17 protein-coding genes and 1 other RNA gene are annotated in these 15,887 nt (G+C 60.5%); 15 read left to right on the plus strand and 3 right to left on the minus strand.

Going from position 1 to position 15,887, the window contains the following annotated elements; all coding sequences use genetic code 11:
* Positions 1 to 30 precede the first annotated feature (30 nt).
* The 3 genes from mobA to moeA are packed head-to-tail and all read left to right on the plus strand — an operon-like array spanning position 31 to position 2,343.
* The gene (gene mobA, locus MQE22_RS07750; protein ID WP_215873163.1) at positions 31 to 618 is read left to right on the plus strand and encodes a molybdenum cofactor guanylyltransferase MobA; all 588 of its coding nucleotides are present in this window, start codon (positions 31 to 33) and stop codon (positions 616 to 618) included.
* Positions 615 to 1,100 carry a molybdopterin-guanine dinucleotide biosynthesis protein B gene (gene mobB / locus MQE22_RS07755; protein ID WP_215873162.1) on the plus strand — a complete coding sequence of 162 codons (486 nt, stop codon included), beginning with the start codon at positions 615 to 617 and terminating at the stop codon, positions 1,098 to 1,100. The genes mobA and mobB overlap by 4 nt, the downstream gene beginning before the upstream one ends.
* A gap of 4 nt (positions 1,101 to 1,104) precedes the next feature.
* The gene (gene moeA, locus MQE22_RS07760; protein ID WP_215873161.1) at positions 1,105 to 2,343 is read left to right on the plus strand and encodes a molybdopterin molybdotransferase MoeA; all 1,239 of its coding nucleotides are present in this window, start codon (positions 1,105 to 1,107) and stop codon (positions 2,341 to 2,343) included.
* A gap of 1 nt (position 2,344) precedes the next feature.
* On the opposite strand, the gene MQE22_RS07765 is transcribed toward moeA, so the two are convergent.
* Positions 2,345 to 2,980 carry a phospholipase D family nuclease gene (locus MQE22_RS07765; RefSeq protein WP_215873160.1) on the minus strand — a complete coding sequence of 212 codons (636 nt, stop codon included), beginning with the start codon at positions 2,978 to 2,980 and terminating at the stop codon, positions 2,345 to 2,347.
* A 114-nt stretch (positions 2,981 to 3,094) separates the two neighbouring features.
* Here MQE22_RS07765 and MQE22_RS07770 point away from each other — a divergent pair, with 114 nt between their 5' ends.
* A complete protein-coding gene (locus tag MQE22_RS07770; protein WP_255789458.1) occupies positions 3,095 to 4,525 on the plus strand; it encodes a cryptochrome/photolyase family protein in 1,431 nt (476 codons plus the stop codon).
* A 289-nt stretch (positions 4,526 to 4,814) separates the two neighbouring features.
* On the plus strand, positions 4,815 to 5,606 hold the full coding sequence (locus MQE22_RS07775) for an alpha/beta fold hydrolase (RefSeq protein ID WP_226827447.1): 792 nt from the start codon (positions 4,815 to 4,817) through the stop codon (positions 5,604 to 5,606).
* A gap of 58 nt (positions 5,607 to 5,664) precedes the next feature.
* Here the strand turns inward: MQE22_RS07775 and ligA are convergent, their stop codons facing one another.
* Positions 5,665 to 7,683 (minus strand): NAD-dependent DNA ligase LigA, encoded by a 2,019-nt coding sequence (gene ligA / locus MQE22_RS07780; protein ID WP_215873159.1) that lies wholly within the window; start codon positions 7,681 to 7,683, stop codon positions 5,665 to 5,667.
* Positions 7,684 to 7,887: 204 nt separating this feature from the next.
* Here ligA and MQE22_RS07785 point away from each other — a divergent pair, with 204 nt between their 5' ends.
* The 8 genes from MQE22_RS07785 to MQE22_RS07820 all read left to right on the plus strand — a co-directional run bounded on the left by MQE22_RS07785 (position 7,888) and on the right by MQE22_RS07820 (position 14,477).
* Complete coding sequence (locus tag MQE22_RS07785; protein ID WP_215873158.1) at positions 7,888 to 8,586, plus strand: Bax inhibitor-1/YccA family protein; 699 nt, start codon at positions 7,888 to 7,890, stop codon at positions 8,584 to 8,586.
* A 90-nt stretch (positions 8,587 to 8,676) separates the two neighbouring features.
* Entirely contained in the window at positions 8,677 to 11,232 is a 2,556-nt protein-coding gene (gene mutS, locus MQE22_RS07790; RefSeq protein ID WP_215873157.1) for a DNA mismatch repair protein MutS, read from the plus strand.
* Between the two features lie 63 nt (positions 11,233 to 11,295).
* Positions 11,296 to 11,662: a transfer-messenger RNA gene (ssrA, locus tag MQE22_RS07795) on the plus strand.
* A 349-nt stretch (positions 11,663 to 12,011) separates the two neighbouring features.
* A complete protein-coding gene (locus MQE22_RS07800; protein ID WP_215872979.1) occupies positions 12,012 to 13,067 on the plus strand; it encodes a Fic family protein in 1,056 nt (351 codons plus the stop codon).
* Positions 13,068 to 13,231: 164 nt separating this feature from the next.
* Positions 13,232 to 13,489 (plus strand): hypothetical protein, encoded by a 258-nt coding sequence (locus MQE22_RS07810; protein WP_215872977.1) that lies wholly within the window; start codon positions 13,232 to 13,234, stop codon positions 13,487 to 13,489.
* A complete protein-coding gene (locus tag MQE22_RS07815) occupies positions 13,486 to 14,112 on the plus strand; it encodes a Fic family protein (RefSeq protein ID WP_255789459.1) in 627 nt (208 codons plus the stop codon). Before MQE22_RS07810 ends, MQE22_RS07815 begins: the two co-directional genes overlap by 4 nt.
* Entirely contained in the window at positions 14,031 to 14,222 is a 192-nt protein-coding gene (locus tag MQE22_RS13860; RefSeq protein WP_368407924.1) for a Fic family protein, read from the plus strand. The genes MQE22_RS07815 and MQE22_RS13860 overlap by 82 nt, the downstream gene beginning before the upstream one ends.
* 15 nt (positions 14,223 to 14,237) lie before the next feature.
* Complete coding sequence (locus MQE22_RS07820) at positions 14,238 to 14,477, plus strand: DUF3375 family protein (protein WP_215872975.1); 240 nt, start codon at positions 14,238 to 14,240, stop codon at positions 14,475 to 14,477.
* A 25-nt stretch (positions 14,478 to 14,502) separates the two neighbouring features.
* On the opposite strand, the gene MQE22_RS07825 is transcribed toward MQE22_RS07820, so the two are convergent.
* Complete coding sequence (locus MQE22_RS07825; protein WP_215872974.1) at positions 14,503 to 14,832, minus strand: helix-turn-helix domain-containing protein; 330 nt, start codon at positions 14,830 to 14,832, stop codon at positions 14,503 to 14,505.
* A gap of 231 nt (positions 14,833 to 15,063) precedes the next feature.
* On the opposite strand from MQE22_RS07825, the gene MQE22_RS07830 reads away from it, so the two are divergent.
* Positions 15,064 to 15,306, plus strand: a complete 243-nt coding sequence (locus tag MQE22_RS07830; protein ID WP_215890308.1) for a ribbon-helix-helix domain-containing protein — start codon at positions 15,064 to 15,066, stop codon at positions 15,304 to 15,306.
* Positions 15,303 to 15,632, plus strand: a complete 330-nt coding sequence (locus MQE22_RS07835) for a type II toxin-antitoxin system RelE/ParE family toxin (RefSeq protein WP_215872809.1) — start codon at positions 15,303 to 15,305, stop codon at positions 15,630 to 15,632. The genes MQE22_RS07830 and MQE22_RS07835 overlap by 4 nt, the downstream gene beginning before the upstream one ends.
* Positions 15,633 to 15,887 lie beyond the last annotated feature (255 nt).

The following is a 15,887-nucleotide window of genomic DNA, read 5'->3' on the forward strand; positions in this document are numbered from 1 at the left end:
AAGGATAGCACAATAGCGGAGAATCACGGTATGGCAACAACGAGCGAAGGCGGGACGCTTCCTATCACTGGACTGCTGTTGGCGGGGGGAGCGGGACGGCGCATGCAGCAACAGGACAAAGGCTGGGTGGAGTACCATGGTCGCCCCTTGCTGCACCATTCCCTGCGTCCCTTGAAGAGGCATGCGCGCGAAATCCTGATCAGCGCCAATCGCAATCAGGAACGCTATGGCGCGCTGGGCTATCCGGTACTGGCGGATGCAGAAAGCGGTTTTCCCGGACCGTTGCACGGCCTGCTGGCGGGATTGGCGGCTGCCCAGCAGGATTGGCTTGCCTTCCTGCCCGTCGACGCGCCAGCATTACCGGATGACCTGATCTGGCAACTTTGGGTGCAGCGCAAGGGTGTGCCCCTGGTGCTCGCCGAAGACGAACATGGCCCCATTCCCGTCATTGGGCTGATGCATCGCCGTCTTATACGGTTGTTACAACACTACCTCGACAGCGGCGAGCGTCGCGCTGGCGCATTCTTTGACAAGATTCCCCAGCATCGTTTACCCCTCTCCCTGGCAGAGTCTCTGAACTGCAATCATCCCGAAGATCTCCAGGGGACGATTGCTTGAAGACGTTAGCAATTATAGGATATAGCGGTTCGGGAAAGACCACCCTGCTCTGCGCCCTCCTCCCGCTACTGCGCGAGGCCGGCCTGCGCGTGGCGGCGATCAAAGCGACGCACCACGACGTCCGTTGGGATGAGCCCGGCAAGGACAGTTGGCGCCTGCAGCAGGCGGGGGGCGAACCCACGCTGCTGGTCGGGCCCAATCGCTGGTATCTCAGCCGCGCTGCAGCTCCCGGGGATTGGCAGGCCATGCTGGAGACCCTGCAACCGGTGCCGGATCTCGTGTTGAGCGAGGGTAATCAGGACTGGCCGATTCCCCGCTTGCTGGTCCACCGCGCCGCAGTGGGTCGAGAGCTGCGCTGGCGGACAGGAGAAGACGTGCTAGCGGTGGCCAGTGATATACCCCTGGAGATTGGCGTCCCCTGCCTGGATTTGAATGACCCGCGGGCGATCGCCAGATTTTTGTTGCATTGGTATGGAGAGTAGGAATATGGCTGTCTGCTGTGAGGACAATGAGCATGACCCCAGGGCAAAGAGCGTCGAAGAGGCGCTGGAAATCATCCTGGGGGCTTCCGTACCCCTTTCAGAAAGCGAGTGGCTGGCCCTGGACACCGCTCTGGACCGGGTTCTCGCCCGCGATCAGGTAGCCGCCAGCCCTATTCCTGCCTGGCCCAATTCCGCCATGGACGGCTATGCATTGCGTTCCAGCGATGGCGACACACCGCGGCAGGTCGTTGGCAGTTCCTTTGCCGGCCACCCCTATGTCGGCAGCGTCGCCCCAGGACAAGCCATTCGCATCATGACCGGCGCCATTGTGCCGGAGGACTGCGACACCGTGGTTCCGCAAGAACAAACGCAACGGGATGGCGAAACCGTCCACTTCACCAGCTCCATTCGAGCGGGCGCCAACATTCGGGGAATTGGCGATGATCTGGCGCAAAGGGAAGTCGCCCTACCCGCCGGCACCCAGCTTCGTCCCAGTCAGATCGGCGTTCTAGCCAGTCTCGGTGTTGCAGAAGTGGAAGTTCTGCGGCGTTTGCGAGTGGCCTTCTTTTCTACCGGCGATGAATTACGGGCGGTCGGCGGCACCTTACGGGCTGGGGAAATCTACGACAGCAATCGTCACAGCCTGCTCGCCCTGCTCCGCCGCCTGGGTTGTGAAGCCATCGATCTGGGCCGTTTGCCAGACGATCCCGAACGTATAGGCAATACCCTGCGCCACGCTGGCGCTACGGCAGATGTGCTGATTACCAGTGGTGGGGTCTCGGTCGGCGAAGCCGATTACATTGCCGAGCTGCTGCAGAGTCTGGGCAGTGTGCAGTTCTGGAAGATGAACATGAAGCCCGGTCGGCCGCTGGCCTTTGGCCGCATCGGCCAAGCGGACTTTTTCGGCCTGCCCGGCAACCCGGTGTCGACCATCGTTACCTTCTATCAGTTCGTGGCGCCGGCTTTGCGCAAACGCATGGGCTGCCGTGCTCCCTGGACGGCGCCGCGACTGCGTTTACCTTGTGCCACGCCCATCAAAAAGAAGCCGGGACGTACCGATTATCAGCGGGGTCGACTGCTGCCGGGGCCCGACGGATTGCAGGTGGCGCCGGTCAAGACGCAATCCTCGCACATTCTCACCGGCATGGCGCAGGCGGAGTGCTTTCTGGTCATCCCGGCAGAGAGCGGCGATCTGCCTGCCGGTACCATGGTCGATGTGCAGCTACTCGAGGGCATGGTCTAAGCTAGTCTGCTCCATGCCGCGGCGCGTACGGCGTCGAGTGCGACCAGTGGTGCAGAAAGTTTTGCGCATACAGGGCATTGAGCGCTGCGTTTCCGCGCAGCACCAGGAGATTCTCGGCATTGGCCTGCTCCGCCGCCTTCGTAAAGTTGAAGCTGCCAGTGATCACCGTGGCGTCATCGATGACCATGACCTTGTTGTGTGCGATGGCATGCTGATCGTCGATGCGGGTATTGATCCCCTGATTGGCAAAGAAATCGGCCTCGGAATATTTCTGCGTACGTTGACTCTTGTCCAGTAGCACCCGCACTTCGACGCCCCGCTTTTGCGCCGCCAGCGCTGCCTTGGCAATCGCTGCGCTGGTAAAGCTATACGCCTGGATCCACAGACGCTGCCGCGCCTGGTTCATGGCGCCGACGACCACATCCGTCGTTCCCGGTGGCGGAGAAAAAGACACTTCGATCGTGCCTTGGGCAGCGATCGTTGTCGCGGATGGCGGCAGGGTCGCGCCGGCCTCCCGCAGTTGTTCGCCAGCAGAATGCAGCAGCGATTGCGAGTCTGCAGGAGCCAGTACCGCATACGCGCCAGAGGCCATTCCCAACAAGATCACAAAAAACGCGACCCTGCGCAGAGTGTTCATGATTTCGCTCCCCACCGAATTTGCAGCATTGTCCCGGCCTGGCGCAGAATTGACAAGACCTTGTTTGCACCGATTTTTAGGATAGCGGCCTGCCATCGCCACTGAGGGATCCCCGTGACCAGTATCGTGCTGTTTCGCAATGACCTGCGCCTCGATGACCATCCGGCCTTTGCCCATGCGGTAGCGCGCGGCCCGGTGCTGCCGGTATTTTTGAGCGATCCTCGCGAAGAGCGCGGAGCAGCCTACCAGTGGTGGCAGCGGCAGAGCCTGCGCACGTTGGAAACCCGCCTCGCTGCCCTGTCGTTACCTCTGGTCTGCCGGCGTGGCAACAGCCTGGAAACCGTGCAGGAAATTGTCGAGCACAGTGGCGCCGACGCGGTGCTCTGGAATCGACGTTACGCCAAAGAGCAACGCGACGATGACGCTCGCCTCAAGGACGTTCTCCGGGAACGCGGCGTACAGGCGGAATCTTTTGCCGGTGACACCCTGTGCGAACCCTGGAAACTCCTGCGGGATGGCGCTCCCTACAAGGTCTTCAGCCCTTTCTGGAAGCGTTTTTTGCGCGACATCAGCGTCGACGCGCCCTTTACGCAGCCGCAGCAGGCACGGGCGGCTTCGCGCCTTCCCGCGTCAGAAGAGCCCGATAGCTGGGGCTGGGAACCTAAGGCCCCGGATTGGGCCAGTCGCTTTCTCGAGCACTGGCAACCCGGCGAGGACGGTGCCAGCGCGCGTCTCGAGGGATTTATCCGGGATAACTTGGCCGAGTATGCCAAGGGCCGCGATTATCCCGCCGCAGAAAAGGTATCCCGTCTGTCGCCGCACCTCGCGCATGGAGAGATCAGCCCGCGGCGCATCTGGCAGCGCCTGCAGGAAGTTGCTGCAGCCCAGCCCGAACTGCGTAAGGCGACGGACAAATTTCTCGCGGAACTGGGCTGGCGCGAGTTTTCCTGGCACCTGCTCTATCACTTTCCCGAATTACCCCATACCCCCCTGCGCGCGGAATTTGCGCAGTTCTCCTGGGCGCAAGACGATGATTTGCTGCGCGCCTGGCAACACGGTCGAACCGGTTATCCGATTGTCGACGCGGGTATGCGCGAGCTTTGGCAAACCGGCTACCTGCACAATCGCGTGCGCATGATCGTGGGCAGTTTTCTGGTGAAGGATCTTCTCTTGCCTTGGCAGCAGGGCGCAGCCTGGTTTTGGGATACCCTGGTCGACGCCTGTCCAGCCAGCAACAACGCCTCCTGGCAATGGGTTGCGGGTTGCGGCACCGATGCCGCCCCGTATTTTCGCGTCTTCAACCCGGTACTGCAGGCGCAAAAATTCGATGACGACGGGCACTATCAGCGGCGCTGGCTGCCCGAACTCGCCGCATTGCCAAACAAGCTGTTGCCGGAACCTTGGAGCGATCCGGGCCAAGTGCAGGCCAAGGGCATCAAGCTAGGGCAAGACTATCCGTTACCTCTAGTGGACCATCACCAGGCCCGGGAGCGCGCCCTCGCGGCCTTCGCCACCATCAAGACGGAGCCCGTAAACAACACGTAACAATTTCCGTTGGGGACTCAGGAACTTTTCCAGGACCCCTGGTTCTAAATCGTTGCAAGCAGCTGTGATGGTTGCGAGCGCATGTTTCTTCCTCCTTTGGTGGTTTTGGGCGGCCCCTTCCGGTGCCGCCCTCTTTTTTTTCCGACCGGTCGGGATGTTTCTTGCAAGAAGATCGAGCAAATGCTAATATTGACTCTCGTGGTCAACTTTGACCGCGAGCGCATGTTTCTTTCCTCCTTTGTGGTTTTGGGGCTTTCTGTAGCCCCTTTTTTTGTGCCATGCTTGCCACATGCAGCTTGCCACGGAAAACCCCTTCGAGACTCCAGTTCGCAATGGCGAGGTCCTGCGCGGTTACTTTCAGGATTCCGGGCGGGGAGTCACCGGCGTCTTTCTCCCGGGCTTTGCCTCCGACTTGAACGGCAGCAAATCGCAGCTTCTCGCCCGCCATGCGCAGCAAAATCAAAGGTCATGGCTGCGCTTCGACTATCGCGGCATGGGTATCTCCGACGGCAGTTTTGCCGAACTGAGCATCTCCCGCTATCTGGAAGACGTGGAAGCCATACTAAACGCCTTGCCGTCCCGGCCGATTTTCCTCGTTGCTTCGAGCATGGGCGGCTGGGTAGCGACCCGTGCCGCCCAACTCTGGCCTGAGCGCATCCGCGCCCTGCTGCTCATCGCCCCCGCCTACAACTTCATCCGGGACTACTTTGCTGCCCTCCCTCCAGAGGCGCAACAGGCATGGCAACATTCTGGGCTGCACGATTGGTCGCTCGGCAGCAACGGCCCGGTGTATCAGCTCGGCTTCGACGCCGTGCGTGATGCGGCGCGTCACGATGTGCTGCAGGATCCTCCGCGCCTGGAGATTCCGGTCACCATTCTGCATGGCTCCGCGGATGAAGCCGTTCCCCTACAACGGAGCTTTCAGTTTGCCGACCGGGCACGAGCCCAGCCGCTGGCCATCCAAACCCTGCCCGGCGTAAACCATCGCCTGCAAGGTGCAGATCAACAGCTCCTTGCTGCAGTAGAGAGCAGTTTTGCCCACATCAAAAACGACAGAACTCTTGTAAACTCAGTTGCTTAGCACAGAACGCAATGCCGCCCTCTCGCCGCAGGCTCGACGAGTCCGGCGACGCAACGCTCTATTCCGCCTGTTGCCGCAAGGCGTTAGCGAACTCCTCCTCCCCCAGGATCGGAATGCCATACTTTTCGGCCTGCGCCAGCTTGCTGCCCGGACTTTTGCCAACAACCAGGTAGTCGGTCTTTTGGGAAACCGCTGATACGATCTTTCCTCCGCGTTTCTCGATCTCCGCCTTGGCCTCGTCGCGCGTCCAGCGCTCCAGCGTTCCCGTCAGAACGAATTGCTTGCCACTCCAGATACCGCCCTGTGGGGCTGCCGGTGCTGGCCAGTGGATGCCGGCGGCTAGCAGAGCACGAATGACTTCCTGATTGTGACTCTGCGCGAAAAAGTGGGCGACGGCCTGAGCGACCACCGGGCCAACATCTGGTACAGTCTGTAACGTCTCTTCACCTGCGGCCATCAGCTCGGACAAATCACCAAACTGCTCGGCCAGGGCTCGTGCTGTGGTCTCGCCCACCTGGGGAATACCCAGAGCATAGAGAAAACGCGGCAGGGTCGTGTCTTTGCTGTTGGTCAGCTCCGCCAGGAGCTTTTCCGCCGAGCGCCGACCCATGCGCTCCATTTTCATCAGCGTATCGATATCGAGACGGTAGAGGTCAGCGACAGTGCGCACGACTCCGGAATCCACCAAATGCTGCGTCAGTTTTTCCCCCAGCCCGCGAATGTCCATCGCCTTGCGCGAGGCAAAATGCAGCAGCGCACCGACTCGCTGCGCCGGACAAAACAGCCCCCCTGTACAGCGATAGGCGACCTCGTCACCGAGCCGCAGGACTTCTGAGCCGCAGACGGGGCAGTGTCTGGGCATCTGCCATTCGGCTGCAGCCTCGGGACGACGATCGAGCAGGACCTGCACCAGTTCGGGGATCACGTCACCGGCGCGGCGGATCAGCACCGTATCACCAATATGCACGTCTTTGCGACGCACTTCATCCAGATTGTGCAGTGAGGCGCGACTGACGATCACTCCCGCAACCTCTACCGGCGCTAAAACCGCCACGGGGGTGATTACGCCGGTGCGCCCAACCGAAGCGACAATATCCTGCACCACCGTGGTCTCTTCGTGGGCGGGAAACTTGTAGGCAATCGCCCAGCGTGGCGCCCGGGCAGTAAAGCCGAGGCGCTCGCGCGCGTTGAGATCGTCCAGCTTGAAGACGAGACCGTCGATTTCAAAAGCCAGATGATCCCGTCGCCCGGCCATCTCTCGCTGGTAGTCTTCGGCAGCCTGCAGGCTGTCTATCGGTCGGAGCAGATCATGCAGCAGCGCAAAGCCCCAATCCTGTAGACGCTGCAAAATGGCGAGATGGCTGTTCCCAAGCGAGGCAGAGCTTTCGCCCCAGCCCCAAGGAAAAAAGGCCAGAGGACGGCGCGCAGTAATGCGCGGATCGAGCTGTCGGAGACTGCCGGCCGCCGCATTGCGTGGGTTGGCGAAGGGAGCGTCACCATTTTCCTCGCGTTCCTGATTCAGGCGCACAAAGGCGGCGCTGGGAATGACGACCTCGCCGCGTACCTCCAGCAGATCCGGCCAGCCCTCCCCCGCCAGACGCAAGGGGAGATTGCGAATGGTGCGGGCGTTGTGGGTTACGTCTTCACCATGCACGCCATCGCCACGGGTACCCGCAGCCACCAACTCCCCTCCCTCGTAGCGCAGGTTAAGGGAGAGGCCATCGAATTTGGGCTCGGCACTGAGGCGGATCGCTTGGCCATCCCCCAGCCCGCGCTCCAGCCTGTTCCACCAGGCGGCAAAGCCCTCGGCATCGAAGACATTGTCCAATGACAGCATCGGTATGCGATATGCGACGCTGGCAAAGGCGCTGACCGGGGCCGCACCCACCCGTTGCGTGGGCGAATCTGGGCGGCGCCACTGCGGATAGCGTTCCTCTAGCTGCCCCAGCTCGCGCAAGAGACGATCGTACTCTGCATCACTCAGTATGGGGGCATCGTTCTGGTAATAGGCCTGATTGGCCTGCTGCAGCAAGGAGCGCAGTTCTTCGATCCGCAAACGGGAAGCTTCGTCATCCACAAGAGAGTCTCTTTCGGCGAGTTACTGTCCGTAGTATAGGGATTGTGTCCCTGGCCGAAAATCGGGATATCTGCATGCCATGGCTGCGACTGTACGGAACCTTCCGCCGGACGTTATAATCCAAGCAATTGAAAAGCTGGGCCCTTGTGTTTTCTACCAGATGCCCACAACATGGAGAGAGCGGTATTTTTCAGGAGTCACGCGATGAACTATGATCAAAAGCCCTATCAGTTTCCTGACGGCATGAATCCCTACGGGAATCAAGCGCCGGCCCTGAGCCGTGGTAGCCTCATGGCCAAGACCTACGGCTTGCTCGCCGCCACCCTCGGGGTTTCGGCCATTGCCTCGATCTATGGGATGAGCTCGCCCTTTGCGTATCAGCATCCCATTTTGCTGATGATCGGCTCCTTCATCCTGCTCTTTGCGGTCCAGTATACCGGCGCGCATCGCAGCCCCTTTGCCGTGCCTCTGGTATTTGCCTTTGCCGCGGGTATGGGCATGATGATGGGACCGGGCATTGCCATGTATTTGCGTATGCCCGACGGACCGCAGATCATCGCGACGGCATTGGGGACCACTGCGGTCATGTTTGTCGGTCTTTCCGCCTATGCCATGACCACGCGCAGGAACTTCAGCAATATGGCCGGATTCCTGATGACGGGTCTGATCCTGGCCATCCTGGTCTCCCTGCTGAATATGTTCCTGCTGCACATGCCCGCACTGCAGCTCGCGATTGCCGGGGTGCTGGTCATTGTCTTCAGCGGTCTGATCATCTTTGATACCCAGCGCATGGTGCAGGGCGGCATTCAGGAACCGGTGTTGCTGGTCGTCGGTCTGTATCTCGACATCATCAACCTCTTCATGGCGCTGCTGGAGATCTTCGGCGGCACGAGCCGAAATTGACGGCATAGCGTTGCAACTCGCCCCGATGCTTCGCCATCGGGGCTTTTGTTTTCTATTCATGTACTACGACAAGGTCGCACGCCGTTCCCGATGAGCGCCAATCACGAGCATACCCCGGTCATGCGCCAGTATCTCGCGCTCAAGGCCGAGAATCCCGACGCCCTGCTCTTCTTTCGTATGGGCGACTTTTACGAACTGTTTTACGAGGATGCCAGCCGCGTTGCGGAGTTGCTGGGCATTGCCCTGACCACCCGCGGGCAAAGCGCCGGCGCGCCCATTCCCATGGCGGGAGTACCGATCCACAGCGCCGAGGCCTACCTCGCCCGCCTGGTACGCGCCGGGCTCAAAGTGGCGATTGCCGAACAGATCGGCGATCCGGCGCTGGCCAAGGGGCCGGTGGAGCGTTCCATCAGCCGTGTTCTGACTCCTGGGACGCTGGTCGACGCCAGCCTGCTGGAACCCGAGCAGGAATCGCTATTGGCCGCCCTCTGTCCAGGATCCGAGAATACTTGGGGCTTGGCGCTGCTCTCCGTCGCCAGCGGCGAATTGCGGGTGCAAGATTTTGCTTCCCAAGCGACGCTGGCCGACCGTCTGCGGCAACTGCAGCCGGCGGAGATTCTGCTACCGGAGGGTCAAGAGATATTCTCCGGCTTGGCGCCAGAGCGCTGCCAGCAGATCAGCCAGAAATCTTTTCAGCAGAATATCAGTGAGCGGGTTCTGCAGCGCTACTTCGGCAACCGTCTGGGCAGTTTTGGGGTTGCCGATCATCCTCTCGCGTTGCGCGCCGCTGCCGCCGTCCTCGACTATGCCGAATCGCGGCTCAAAATCTCCCTTGCCCAGGTGCAGCGCATCACCCCGGAGCGCCCCGCGGAAATCCTGGGAATCGACGCCAACGCGCTGCGCTCCCTGGAAATTCTGGCCGGGCGGGACAACGACGGTCCCAGCCTCTGGCGCTTGCTGCAACATTGCCAAACCCCCATGGCCGCGCGCCTTTTGCGTCGCTGGCTCTTGCGACCCCTACGCCAAGGCGAGGAGCTTCTAATACGTCAACAGCGGGTTGCGCAGCTGGTAGAAGGATCTCGGTATCGAAATCTTCAGCAATCCCTGCATGGGCTTGCCGATATCGAGCGCGTACTGACTCGCGTTGCCCTGGAGCGTGCCAGCCCGCGCGATCTGGGCCAGTTGCGGCATTTTCTGCAGCGCCTGCCGGAGATCCTTGCTGCCATCGCAGCCGCCCAGGAATCTGCCAGCCCCACGGTCGCCAGTGCAGATCTGGAAAGATTCGCGCAGTTGCAAGGTCTTTTGGAACGTGCCCTCGTCGACGAGTTACCCCTGAGCCAGCGCGATGGCGGCTATCTGCGCGATGACTACGATCCCGAGTTGGGGGCCCTGCGTCACGCCGAGCAAAATGTGGGGCAGGAGCTGGCAGACCTCGAAGCGGCCGAACGGGAGCGCAGCGGCATCGCCCAGCTGCGCGTCCAGTTCAATCGCGTGCACGGCTATTTCATCGAGATTCCACGCAGCTACGAGGGGCCGGTACCCGCCGACTATCGACGCCGACAAAGCACCAAAAATGCCGAGCGCTTCAGTAACGTCACCCTGAAGGAAATCGAAGATAGGGTCTTGTCTGCGGAAAGCCGCGCCCTCTCGCGTGAAAAAGCGCTCTACACGGAGCTTTTGCATACGGTAGCAGAACAGCTTCCCGCCCTGCAGGAAGTGCTCGCAGAAATCGCGCAGTGGGACCTGCTCGCCAATTTTGCCGAACGGGCCCATAGCTTGCGCTGGATAGCGCCAGAATTTTGCGACGAGGCGGTGCTGGAGATTGCAGCGGGGAGACACCCGTTGGTGGAAGTCGAGCTGGGCGCGCACTTTGTCCCCAACGATCTGCACTTGCATGACGAGCGGCGTATGCTGCTGATCACCGGCCCCAACATGGGCGGCAAATCCACCTACATGCGCCAGGTGGCGCTGATCGTCTTTCTGGCCCACATTGGCTGCTGGGTTCCGGCGCAAGCGGCGCGGCTGGGTCCGGTGGATCAGATTTTTACCCGCATTGGTGCCGCCGACGACCTCGCCGGCGGACGCTCGACCTTTATGGTAGAGATGCAGGAAAGCGCGCAGATCCTCCATCTGGCAACAGCAGAGAGCTTGATCATTCTGGATGAGATTGGACGCGGTACCGCTACCTACGATGGCCTCGCGATTGCCTGGGCCACTGCCGAGGAGCTGCTACGCAAAGGGAGTTACACCCTCTTCGCCACCCACTACTTCGAGCTGACCGATATGCAGCATCCCCTGCTGGCAAACGTCCATGTCGATGCCTTGGCGGCCAACGATCGCGTCACCTTCCTGCATCAGATCGAGGATGGACCGGCAACGCAAAGCTTTGGACTGGCAGTTGCTCGCCTGGCCGGCTTGCCGGATACCGTTCTGCAGAGCGCGCGAGCGCGTCTGGCGAGCCTGGAAGATCCAGCGCGTGCCCCCATCGCAGAGCCCCAAAGCGCCACACAGCAATTATCCCTCTTTATCGATGCACCGCATCCAGCGATTCAGGCCTTACGGGAAATCGATCCGGAGGACTTCAGTCCCCGTGCTGCCCTAGAGGCGTTGTTCCGACTGCGTCGCCTCGTCGAGGAGAGCGACTGAGACGCCAAGCTTGGCGTCTCTTTCGGAACTTGCCCAGCAGGGGTATAGTCTAACGCGTAACAAGGGGGCGACCGGCTTCGACGCAGGTCGCGAAGCCTTCGGTGCATGCAGAGCTGCGGTTCGCTCTTAAAACTGATCGCAGATTCATAATTGCCAACGACAGCAATTACGCCCTCGCTGCGTAAGCAGTGAGCCCTCCGCCCGGGTTTGTCCATGGGTCCGGTGGCCGCAAGGCCTGCGGGGGGTCGACGAAACATGGAATCGTGCCGGATCTGGTCGGTGGGTCCCGCATTAAAGTAAAGCCGAATCGCTGGGTGCGCATCCTGTTTGTCGGAGTCGCGCCGGGTTAAAACCCAATAGACAAACTACGCATGTAGATCCGGTGGTCTAGGTCTTGCGGACGCGGGTTCAATTCCCGCCGCCTCCACCAAATTGAAGGGCTGGGATAATCTCCGGGCCCTTTTTCTTGCCTGAAATCCCCGCGCCACGCGGGGTTCCGGCCATCCGTGCTACGGGTGGGCATCTGTCAAAACGCCCCGAATCGACCACTTTCTCGGCCAGAGCCGTCTCTATTCTCTGTTTGGCCTGCGGTCGAGGGCGGTGGACTGGGTGGTCATGGCAGGCTCCGGGTTGATTGATCGCGCCACTATTCACGCGCTGAACGATCAAAAAGCCAAGCGCTGCCGAATAGGATAATCATTTATTTATCGGGGTAATGGAATGGTTATTTACCCCAATTTAGGGTACGATTACCCCATTGGCGGCTCCCGAGGTCCTTCATGCACTCACTCTTGCCCGATTACCTCGCCAAGCTGCGCTTTGATGCCCAGCAACTGGCGACGCTGCGCGCTCTGGGCGAGTACCGGGGCAAGCAGCAGCTATACGTGGCGCAGTCGCCGGAGGTGTTGAGCGACTTGCGGCAGGTGGCCGTGGTGGAGTCCACCGAGTCATCCAACCGCCTGGAGGGCGTAGTGGTCGCGGCGCACCGCCTAAAGTCACTGGTGCTCAAAAACGCCACGCCGCAAAGCCTCTCCGAGCAAGAGGTGGCAGGCTACCGTGACGCGCTGGGTCTGATCCACGAAAGCGGCGAGCAAATGCCCTTCTCAGAGGGCACCGTCCTGCAACTTCACGGCATTCTGTATCGCTACATGCCACAGCCGGGCGGGTACTGGAAAGCCACGAATAACGACATCGTCGAACGTCACCCCGATGGCAGCTCACGCATCCGTTTCCGGCCCGTGGCGGCGCATCTCACGCCCATGGCGATGACAGACATGATCGCGCGCTATCGCACGGCTCTGGATCAGCACCTCGCCGATCCCCTCGTGCTGGTTCCGCTGGCCATCCTCGATTTCCTCTGCATCCACCCCTTCCCGGATGGTAACGGCCGCATGGCGCGGCTGCTGACCCTGCAGTTGCTCTACCACTTTGACTATGCCGTGGGCCGCTTCATCAGTCTGGAGCGCATCTTCGAAGAGTCGAAAGAGAGCTATTACGAAACGCTGGAAGCCAGTTCGCAGGGCTGGCATGACGGTGCCCACGATATCGCGCCGTGGCTGGACTATTTCTGGGGGGCACTGCTGCGGGCGTACAAGGAATTCGAGGAACGCGTCGGTACCATCGAACGCGGGCGCGGTGCCAAGGGCGATCGTGTGCGCGCCGAAATTCTCAAGCGCAACCTGCCGTTCTCAATCTCCGAAATCGAAGAAGCCTGCCCCGGCATCAGCCGCGACATGGTCCGCGTCGTCTTGCGCGCCATGAAAGCCGAAGGGCTGATCACGCCAACGGGCAAAGGCCGTGCGGCCAAATGGGAACAAACGGGGCCGAGGCCATGAAGATGCTATCGGACAACTTTTGTCATATCTGCGGTAATTGGGCGATATCAGCCCAACCAAACCTCTCGCATTTCAGGACGCATCCATGAGCGCCAATTTCCAACAACTCGCCAACTTCATTTGGTCTGTCGCCGATCTGCTGCGCGGACCGTATCGCCCGCCGCATGAGCGCTAACCAGCCGCCCTATACCATCACCCCAGAGATCCTGAACCGGGTCGCCGCGATTAGCGAAGCTATCGGGCGGTTAACCGTGCTCACTGACCAGGCGAGAGCATTGCGGCTGCGGCGCATCAATCGCATCCGCACCATCCATGGCTCGCTGACCATCGAGGGCAACGCCCTGAGCGAGGCGCAGATCACCGCGATTCTGGAGGGCAAGCGGGTCATCGCCCCGCCACGCCCCGCGAGGTGCAGGAAGTGAAAAACGCCTTGGCCGCTTACGACCGTTTCGACACCTGGAAGCCTAGTGTGGAAAAAGACTTGCTGGAAGCGCACCGGATTTTGATGTCCGGCCTGATCGATGAGGCAGGGCTGTATCGGCATGGCGGCGTAAGGATAATGGCAGGCCAGCAGGTGATTCACATGGCCCCGCCCGCAGATCGGGTTCCTCATCTGATGGTGGACCTCTTCGGCTGGCTGGCAGCCACAGACGTCCATCCGCTCATTGCCAGCTCGGTTTTTCACTACGAATTTGAGTTCATCCACCCCTTTGCCGACGGCAATGGCCGCATGGGGCGGCTGTGGCAGAGCCTGATTCTGGCACACTGGAATCCTTTGTTCGCCAACATCCCAGTGGAAAGCCTGATCTTCGAGCACCAGGCCGAGTATTACCAAGCCTTGCAGGAAAACACCCAAAAGACCGACTCCGCACCCTTCATCGCCTTCATGCTGCGGATGATTTTGGATACCGTGACCACCTCTACCCCCAAGTCGGCGAGCTGCTGGCGGCGATCCGGAGCGAGATGGGCCGCGAGGCGCTGCAATCCGCCCTGGGGCTCTCGGACCGCAAATCCTTCCGCGAGCGCTACCTCAAACCGGCTCTAGACGACGGCTTGATTGCGATGACCATTCCCGACAAGCCCAACAGCCGCTTGCAGAAATACCGCTTGACCGACAAGGGCCGCCAGTGGCTAACGCAGCATGGCGATGGATAAGGCTAGGGGGAAGAGATGGCACTGGACTACGCCACATTAGAGCTGCTCCGCCAGAACCACCCAGCGTGGCGTTTGCTGTGCACACATCACGCGCCGCTGGTGGCCGGTTTTCTGCACTGGGTGTTCATCGTGCCCAGTGTCCGCAATCTGTCTCAGGCCGTCCTGGACGAGGTCCACCACGGCGCCGTCGCTCTCGCATCGCGTATCTCCAAGCGCCTGCGTTGCATCTGGTTATTATCAAAACATCTCCGGTGAAGGTTGCGGCCTTTCGGGATCTATCCTAAAGGCATGGCGATAGAACCCAATCCGCCTGCATCTCCCGGATCACTTCAGGATGCTTTGCGGCGATCCGCAGCAATGTGCAGGCCGCGCCGGAAGGGTTACGCCGTCCCTGCTCCCAATCCTGAAGGGTACGGACAGACACCCCCATGAGTGCTGCAAATTGGGATTGGGATAGCCCGGCATGGATACGCGCCTGTACTACCTGGGGCACGTCAACCGCATGAACAGCGCCGCGCTTGCCTGCCTTCATCTGGCGAACGGACTCCAGCAGTTCCGCCCCAATGTCTCGCCCGGCGCCGCGCTCCAGCAACTCCTTTTCAGTCAGCATCGTAAGGGTCTCAACCAGCGTCATCATGAGAAGGAATTATACGGAGGATTCGATCATGGCTCACTCCACGATGCTGCACGTCCGGGTGAACGACGAAATCAACCAGATCCCATTAGCGCAGACAGTTGTTCGGGTCGGGTATGGAGGCCTTCTTTCGGTAGGGTGGAATACGGGTGGAATACGGGTCTTGCCAAATTTTGCCAAAGAACCCACACTTGCGCCATGAGTACGATGAACATCTCTCTCCCCGACACTCTGAAGTCCTTCGTGGATGAACAGGTCAGCCAGCGCGGCTATGGCACGAGCAGCGAGTACTTGCGCGAACTGATCCGCAAGGACCAGGACCGTCTGCAACTGCGGGGCTTGCTGTTGGCCGGAGTAGCATCTGCCCCGGCGGGGCCCGCCGATGCCAGTTACTTCGACGGGATGCGAGATCAGATACGCAAGGCTGCCAAACCCGCTGCCAAGGCGTGAAGGCCAAGCCAGTCATCCCGCGTGAGCAGGCCAACAGGGATGTGGACGAGGCGGTCGCCTACCATTTGAATGCGGCGGGTGAAGCCGTGGCGCTCGGTTTCATCGATGCACTGGAGAAGGCCTACGGCCACATCGCTCGTTACCCCGCCACTGAATCACCCCGCTACGCCCACGAACTGAACCTGCCGGGCCTGCGCACTTGGCCGCTGACACGCTACCCGCACCTCGTGTTTTATGTTGAGCACCCGAACCACATCGATGTCTGGCGTGTGCTGCATGGCCATCGGGATATTCCGGCGTGGATGCAGGAGCCTGATGACGTGTGACAGGGATGGGCAATGAGCGCCTTCGTACCAAAAATCGACCAACAGCAGGTGCTCGATAGCGTGGAAGCCTATTTCCAGGCCTGCCACGCTCTGCGATGAGTCAGTGCCCGCCATCAGTCTGCACTTGAAGCGCAGTTACTCCGACAAGGAGTTGACGCACGAGGCAACTGTTAAGCAGTACTTAATAGTTCAAACCGATGCGAAGAAGTATTCGACTTTCTGGCCGGTTGCGGCATGGACGAGGAATGCTTTTAC

It is taken from the genome of Acidithiobacillus sp. YTS05 (assembly GCF_024396695.1).
Taxonomy (GTDB): Bacteria; Pseudomonadota; Gammaproteobacteria; order Acidithiobacillales; family Acidithiobacillaceae; genus Igneacidithiobacillus; species Igneacidithiobacillus copahuensis.